The sequence below is a fragment of the Delftia sp. K82 genome (assembly GCF_002193035.1).
GTDB classification, from domain to species: Bacteria; Pseudomonadota; Gammaproteobacteria; order Burkholderiales; family Burkholderiaceae_C; genus Comamonas; species Comamonas acidovorans.
The window spans coordinates 978,689-985,292 of sequence record NZ_MYFL01000003.1; the positions used below are offsets into that span (position 1 = coordinate 978,689).

Annotated in this window: 6 protein-coding genes and 1 pseudogene; 6 read left to right on the forward strand and 1 reads right to left on the reverse strand. The window is 66.8% G+C overall.

All coding sequences use genetic code 11. The annotated features are described in order from the left end of the window. Nucleotides 1–31: 31 nt before the first annotated feature. The 6 genes from KDK82_RS21245 to KDK82_RS21270 all read left to right on the forward strand — a co-directional run bounded on the left by KDK82_RS21245 (nt 32) and on the right by KDK82_RS21270 (nt 6,028). Nucleotides 32–532: a TlpA disulfide reductase family protein gene (locus tag KDK82_RS21245; protein ID WP_013804095.1), complete on the forward strand. Its 501-nt coding sequence runs from the start codon at nt 32–34 to the stop codon at nt 530–532. A gap of 145 nt (nt 533–677) precedes the next feature. Beyond that, nucleotides 678–1,142: an acetyl-CoA carboxylase biotin carboxyl carrier protein gene (gene accB / locus KDK82_RS21250; RefSeq protein ID WP_012203424.1), complete on the forward strand. Its 465-nt coding sequence runs from the start codon at nt 678–680 to the stop codon at nt 1,140–1,142. 132 nt (nt 1,143–1,274) lie between these two features. Further along, nucleotides 1,275–2,639, forward strand: coding sequence for an acetyl-CoA carboxylase biotin carboxylase subunit (gene accC, locus KDK82_RS21255; protein ID WP_012203425.1), 1,365 nt, complete (start codon nt 1,275–1,277; stop codon nt 2,637–2,639). Nucleotides 2,640–2,723: 84 nt separating this feature from the next. Next, nucleotides 2,724–3,614, forward strand: a complete 891-nt coding sequence (prmA, locus tag KDK82_RS21260; RefSeq protein WP_012203426.1) for a 50S ribosomal protein L11 methyltransferase — start codon at nt 2,724–2,726, stop codon at nt 3,612–3,614. Nucleotides 3,615–3,689: 75 nt separating this feature from the next. Continuing rightward, nucleotides 3,690–5,090: a DUF3426 domain-containing protein gene (locus KDK82_RS21265; protein WP_088166120.1), complete on the forward strand. Its 1,401-nt coding sequence runs from the start codon at nt 3,690–3,692 to the stop codon at nt 5,088–5,090. Nucleotides 5,091–5,125: 35 nt separating this feature from the next. Next, a complete protein-coding gene (locus KDK82_RS21270) occupies nt 5,126–6,028 on the forward strand; it encodes a carbohydrate kinase family protein (RefSeq protein WP_088166121.1) in 903 nt (300 codons plus the stop codon). A 97-nt stretch (nt 6,029–6,125) separates the two neighbouring features. Here KDK82_RS21270 and KDK82_RS21275 read toward each other — a convergent pair. Beyond that, a pseudogene (locus tag KDK82_RS21275) lies at nt 6,126–6,604 on the reverse strand (hypothetical protein); the annotation flags it as partial.

A 6,604-nucleotide genomic window follows, 5' to 3' on the forward strand; every position in this document is an offset into this window, starting at 1 on the left:
GCAAAACACATCTTCCCGCCGCCGTTGGCTGATGGGCGGCGTTGCCGCCGCCGCAGGCCTGGGTGGGGCAGGGTTTGCGTGGTGGCGTTTTCAGCCGCACGCCATGGATGCCAGTGCCGAAGAGCAGCTGTGGCAGCAGCGCTTCATCACGCCCGATGGCTCGGCCATGACGCTGTCACGCTGGCGCGGCAAACCGGTGCTGGTCAATTTCTGGGCCACCTGGTGCCCGCCCTGCGTGCGCGAGCTGCCCATGCTCGATGCCTTCTCGGCGCGCCAAGACCAGCATGGTATTCAGGTCATTGGCCTGGCCGTGGACAAGCCGGAGGCCGTGCAGCGCTTCCTGGGCCGCACACCCCTGCGTTTCCCTGTGGCGCTGGCGGTGGAAGGCGGTCTGGGCCTGACCCGCTCGCTGGGCAATCTGCAGGGCGGACTGCCCTTCACCGTGCTGCTCGGCGAAGATGGCATGGTGCAGCAACGTAAAATAGGTGAGCTTACTACCGAAGATCTGGCTTCTTGGAGCGCAAAAGGCTGATTTTTCGCATCGCCGAAGCTGTGAAAGCTCAGGAAATGCCCTGAATTCCATGGCGACGTTGATGAAAAATATGCCTCAAAGCACGCAGAAGGGCGAAATTGGAGTAAATTCGCGCCCTATTTAGTTGTTAGCCGCTGGAGCTCCCATGGATTTGCGAAAACTCAAGACCCTCATTGATCTGGTGTCCGAATCGAACGTGTCGGAACTGGAGATCACCGAAGCAGAGGGCAAGGTCCGGATCGTCAAGAGCGAAGGCGCCGTGGTGCAGCACTATGTGGCAGCGCCCATGCAGGCTCCCATGGCCGCGCCGATGGCGGCACCCGTCGCCGCTGCCCCCGCAGCGCCCGTGGCGGCACCGGCCGAGGCAGCCGTCTCCGGCCACGTGGTGAAGTCGCCCATGGTCGGCACTTTCTACCGCGCCTCCAGCCCTGGCGGCAAGCCCTTCGTGGAAGTGGGCAACCAGGTCAAGGAAGGCGAGACCATCTGCATCATCGAAGCGATGAAGATTCTCAACGAGATCGAAGCCGACAAGAGCGGCACGATCACGCGCATCCTGGGCGAAAACGGCCAGGCGGTAGAGTACGGCCAGCCCCTGTTCGTGATCGAGTAACCTGCAGGCGAGCGATGCCGCAAGCGGCACGACGCCCTGGCGCGAACGCATGCCGCGGCGCGACAGAGCAATTGGCTCAACTGACGGCTTCGGCCTGCGTACCGGCGCAGGCACCAAGTCGCGAGGACCTTCATGTTTAAGAAAATTTTGGTTGCCAACCGGGGCGAGATTGCCCTGCGCATCCAGCGCGCCTGCCGTGAACTGGGCATCAAGGCGGTGATGGTGTATTCCGAGGCCGACCGTGACGCAAAGTACGTCAAGCTGGCCGATGAGGCCGTGTGCATCGGCCCCGCGCCTTCGCCGCTGAGCTACCTCAACATGCCGGCCATCATCTCGGCCGCCGAGGTGACCGACGCCGAGGCCATCCACCCCGGCTACGGCTTTCTCAGCGAGAACGCCGACTTTGCCGAGCGCGTGGAAAAGAGCGGTTTCACCTTCATCGGCCCCACGCCCGAGAACATCCGCACCATGGGTGACAAGGTCTCGGCCAAGCAGGCCATGATCAAGGCGGGCGTCCCCTGCGTGCCCGGCTCGGATGGCGAGCTGCCTGACGATCCCGTGCAGATCCGCCGCATCGCCAAGGCCGTGGGCTATCCGGTGATCATCAAGGCCGCAGGCGGCGGCGGTGGCCGTGGCATGCGCGTGGTGCATACCGAGGCGGCGCTGATCAATGCCGTGCAGATGACCAAGGCCGAGGCCGGTGCGGCCTTCGGCAATCCGGCCGTCTACATGGAAAAGTTCCTGCAGAACCCGCGCCATGTGGAAATCCAGATCCTGGCGGACAACCACCGCAACGCGGTCTACCTGGGCGAGCGCGACTGCTCCATGCAGCGCCGCCACCAGAAGGTCATCGAGGAAGCGCCGGCTCCGGGCATTCCGCGCCGCCTGGTCGAGAAGATCGGCGAGCGCTGCGCCGCTGCCTGCAAAAAGCTGGGCTACCGTGGCGCCGGCACCTTCGAGTTCCTCTTTGAAAACGGCGAGTTCTACTTCATCGAGATGAACACCCGCGTTCAGGTGGAGCATCCGGTGACCGAACTGATCACGGGCGTGGACATCGTGCGCACCCAGATCATGGTGGCCGCAGGCGAGAAGCTGCCCTTCACCCAGCGCCAGATCAATGCCCAGCTCAAGGGCCATGCGATCGAGTGCCGCGTGAATGCCGAGGATCCCTACAACTTCATGCCGTCGCCGGGCCGCATCACCATGTGGCATGCCCCCGGTGGCCCCGGCGTGCGCGTGGACTCGCACGTCTACAACAACTACTTCGTGCCGCCGAACTACGACTCCATGATCGGCAAGATCATCGTCCACGGCGACACGCGCGAGCAGGCGCTGGCGCGCATGCGCACGGCGCTGCTGGAGACCGTGGTCGAAGGCATCAAGACCAATATCCCGCTGCATCAGGATCTGATGGTGGACGCCAAGTTCATGGAAGGCGGCACCAACATCCATTACCTGGAAGAGTGGCTGGCGCACCGCAACGCCAACAAGCGTTGAGCAGGTCGCCCGATTGACCCTGCATGCTGGCCCCCGGCGACGGCGGCCAGCATTTTCATTTATTGCATAGAAAAGGATGGGCCCATGTTCGAGTTGAGCCTGCTGTGCCCGGAAGACCGGGTTGAGACCGTCAGCGATGCGCTGGATGCGCTGGACGCCCTGAGCGTATCGGTGGAGGATGCCGACGCGCAGACCGAGGCCGAGCAGGCCCTGTTCGGCGAGCCCGGCATGCCGCCGCCCAAGGACGGCTGGCAGCGCAGCCGCCTGGTGGCGCTGTTCCCCTCGCAGCAAGCGGCGGAAGAGGCGCGTGATCTGCTGCTGCCCCAGGACTTCTTCGAGGGCTGCAGCATCATCGCCGTCAAGCAGGTGCCGGAGCAGGACTGGGTGCGCCTGACGCAGTCGCAGTTCGCCCCGGTGGACATCACGCCCGAATTCTGGATTGTCCCCACCTGGCACGAGCTGCCGCCCGAGGCGCGCGTGAGCATCCGCCTGGACCCGGGCCTGGCCTTTGGCACGGGCACGCACCCGACCACACGCATGTGCCTGCGCTGGATCGCCCGCCAGCCGCAAGGCAGTCTTGGCCGCACGCTGGACTACGGCTGCGGCTCGGGCATCCTGGCCATTGGCGCTGCCAAGTTCGGTGCCACCGACATCGACGCGGTGGACATCGACCCGGCTGCCGTGGAGTCCACGCGCTACAACGCCGATGCCAACGCCGTGCAACTGAAGGCGGGCCTGCCCGATGCCGGCAACGGCGAATACCGCACCGTGCTGGCCAACATCCTGGCCACGCCGCTCAAGGTGCTGGCGCCGCTGCTGTGCGGCCGCGTGGCAGCGGGTGGAAGCCTGGTGCTGGCCGGTATCCTGGAGCGCCAGGCCGACGAGCTCAAGGAGGCCTATGCGCCGTACCTGGCGCTGGAAGTGGCCGACAGCGAAGATGGCTGGATCCTGATGACCGCGCGCCGCGCGGCCTGATTTCCGGCCCGAGTCCCCGCGCGGCCGCCGCCTTCGTGGCGCGGGCCGCGAGCAGCTGCCTACAATCGATCGCTGATGAGCCAAGTCACCCGCTGTCCTGCCTGTGGAACCCGCTTCAAAGTGGTGGCCGACCAGCTGCGAATTTCGCAGGGGTGGGTGCGCTGCGGCGTCTGCCATGAAGTGTTCGATGCCTCCGAGGACCTGCAGCCCCTGCCCACGGCACCTGTGAATGCGGCCGGCACCTCGGTGGCCGGCACTCCGGTGGCCGGCGGGGCATCGCACAACCCGGCCGAATTCGAGGACGATGACATCCGCGAATTCAGGGAATCCATGTGGCTGCCGACGGCGCCGAGCGGATTGCCGGGGCGGGGCGCATCGGGGCCTGCTGCACCTGTTGCACCCTCTGTACCTGCCACACCTGCGGCACCTGCGGCACCTGCGGCACCTGCGGTATCCACCGCAACCACGGCTGTGGCTGCCAGGGCCGAGCCTTCGCCGTCCATGCCGCCGGCCGAGGTGCCGGCTCCAGAGGCCCCGCCCTCGCACCCTGTGACCGCGAAGGACCCCTCCGCCAGCGCCGCCGAAGAGTCGGGCAGCGCGCTGCCTGGAGCGTCGCTGGTGGACGAGATCCTGGCTGCGTCCCGGGCAGCGCCGAAGTCCCCGCCCGCCGCCCAGGCCGAGCAGGCCGTTGACGGCCTGCTCGGACCCGAGCCTGACACTGCGGCTCCTGTGCCCGCACCGGCAAAGGATGAGGAAGGTGCGCCGTTCACACGGCCCCATAAGCCATCTGACAAGCCATCCGACAAGTCGTCCGATGCGCCTGCGCCGTCCGTGCCAACCGGCCTGCTGCGGGAATCGGAGCCGCAGGCGCAGGCCTCCGTGCCTTCGCCGGAGTTTTCCCGCTGGCCGGACAGCGATGGCGAGGGCAGCGGTGAGGCTGCGGCCGCGCTGCCCGAGGCCGAGCCCGGCTTTGTGCGCCAGGCGCGGCGCAAGGCCTTCTGGCGCCGGCCTGCCGTGCGCGTGGCGCTTGTGCTGGGCAGCCTGCTGGGCGTGGGCGCCTTGGCAGGCCAGGTCATGTGGGGCCAGCGCGATGCGCTGGCCGTGCAGCATCCTTCGCTGGCGCCCGCGCTGCAGGCCCTGTGCGCCATGGCGGGCTGCGAGCTGCAGCCGCGCCGCCAGATCGGCGATGTGGTGATCGGCAGTTCGGGCTTTCGGCAGTTGCCGCGCAGCGGCCAGTACCAGTGGAGCCTGAGCCTGGAGAACCGTTCCGACTTCCCCGTGGCCATGCCCGCTGTCGAACTCACGCTCACCGATGCCCAGGACAAGCTGCTGCTGCGGCGCGTGATCCGGCTTGACCAGTTCGGCGCGCCCGCGCAGATCGAGGGCCATGGCGAGTGGAGCGTGACGGCCCCGGTCGAAGTGCAAGGCCTGGAGGCGGCCGTGGCCGGCTATCGCGCCCTGGTTTTTTATCCCTGAATCCCCCTGACTTTTCAAGAAAGCCGAGACACACCATGGCCGCTCTCATCTGCGGATCGCTTGCGTTCGACAACATCATGACCTTCGAGGGAAGGTTTGCCGACCAGATCCTGCCTGACCAGTTGCACATCCTCAATGTGTCCTTCCTGGTGCCCACGCTGCGCCGCGATTTCGGCGGCTGCGCCGGCAACATCGCCTACGCTCTGCGCTTGCTGGGCGGCGATGCCTGGCCCATGGCCATGGTGGGCAGCGACGGCGCCGGCTATGTGCAGCGCCTCGACGAACTGGGCGTGCAGACCGCGCACATCGGCCAGCTGCAGGACACGCACACGGCCCAGTGCATGATCATGACGGACCGTGACAACAACCAGATCACGGCCTTCCACCCGGGCGCCATGATGCAGGCCCACGGCAACCGCATCACGCCAGAGCTCAAGGAGCAGGTGCGCGTGGGCATCATTGCACCCGATGGCCGCCAGGCCATGCTCGAGCATGCCCAGCAGTTCAAGGCGGCCGGCATTCCCTTTGTGTTCGATCCAGGCCAGGGCCTGCCCATGTTCGATGGACAGGAGCTGCGCAGCTTCATCGAGCAGGCTGACTGGGTGGCCGTGAACGACTACGAGGCCCGCATGCTCAGCGAGCGCACGGGCTGGAGCCTGGAGCAGATTTCCGGGCAGGTGCAAGGCCTGGTGGTGACGCTGGGGGCAGAGGGCTGCGAGGTCTGGGTGCAAGGCGCCAAGACCCTGGTGGCGCCGGTGCAGCCCGCCGCCGTGGTCGATCCCACGGGATGTGGCGACGCATGGCGTGGCGCCATGCTGTTCGGCCTGGAGCGTGGCTGGGACCTGGTGCGTTGCGCCGAACTGGGCAACCGCCTGGGCGCGCTCAAGATTGCCAGCCGTGGCCCGCAGAACTACGTGCTGGACTTCGCCCAGCCCTGAAGCCGGGATCACCGGCCGGCGGCGCAGCCGCCGTCTTCACAATGAAAAAAGCCCGACTCCAAAGAGCCGGGCTTTTTGCTTTGAGACCGGAAAAGTCTCAGGGCTTGTTGCCTGTGGGGAAGGGCCATGCGGCTTGGGGAGCCAGGCGGGTTTGCGCGATGGGCGCGGGTGCGGCAGCGGGAGCTGCAGGCGCGGCAGCGGCGGGAGCTGCTGCGGCCTTCTTGGGGGCAGCGGCCTTCTTCGGGGCTGCAGCCTTCTTGGCGGGAGCGGCAGGAGCTGCTGCGGCCTTGGCGGGCGCTGCGGCAGGCTTGGCAGCTGCGGCAGGCTTCTTGGCAGCAGCAGGAGCGGCAGCCTTCTTGGCGGGAGCAGCGGCCTTCTTCGCGGCAGGTGCAGCAGCCTTTGTGGCAGCGGGAGCAGCGGCCTTCTTGGCAGCAGGAGCAGCAGCCTTCTTGGCAGGAGCAGCGGCCTTCTTTGCGGCAGGTGCAGCAGCCTTCTTGGCGGGAGCAGCGGCCTTCTTTGCGGCAGGAGCAGCGGCCTTCTTGGCGGGAGCGGCAGCCTTCTTTGCAGCAGGAGCAG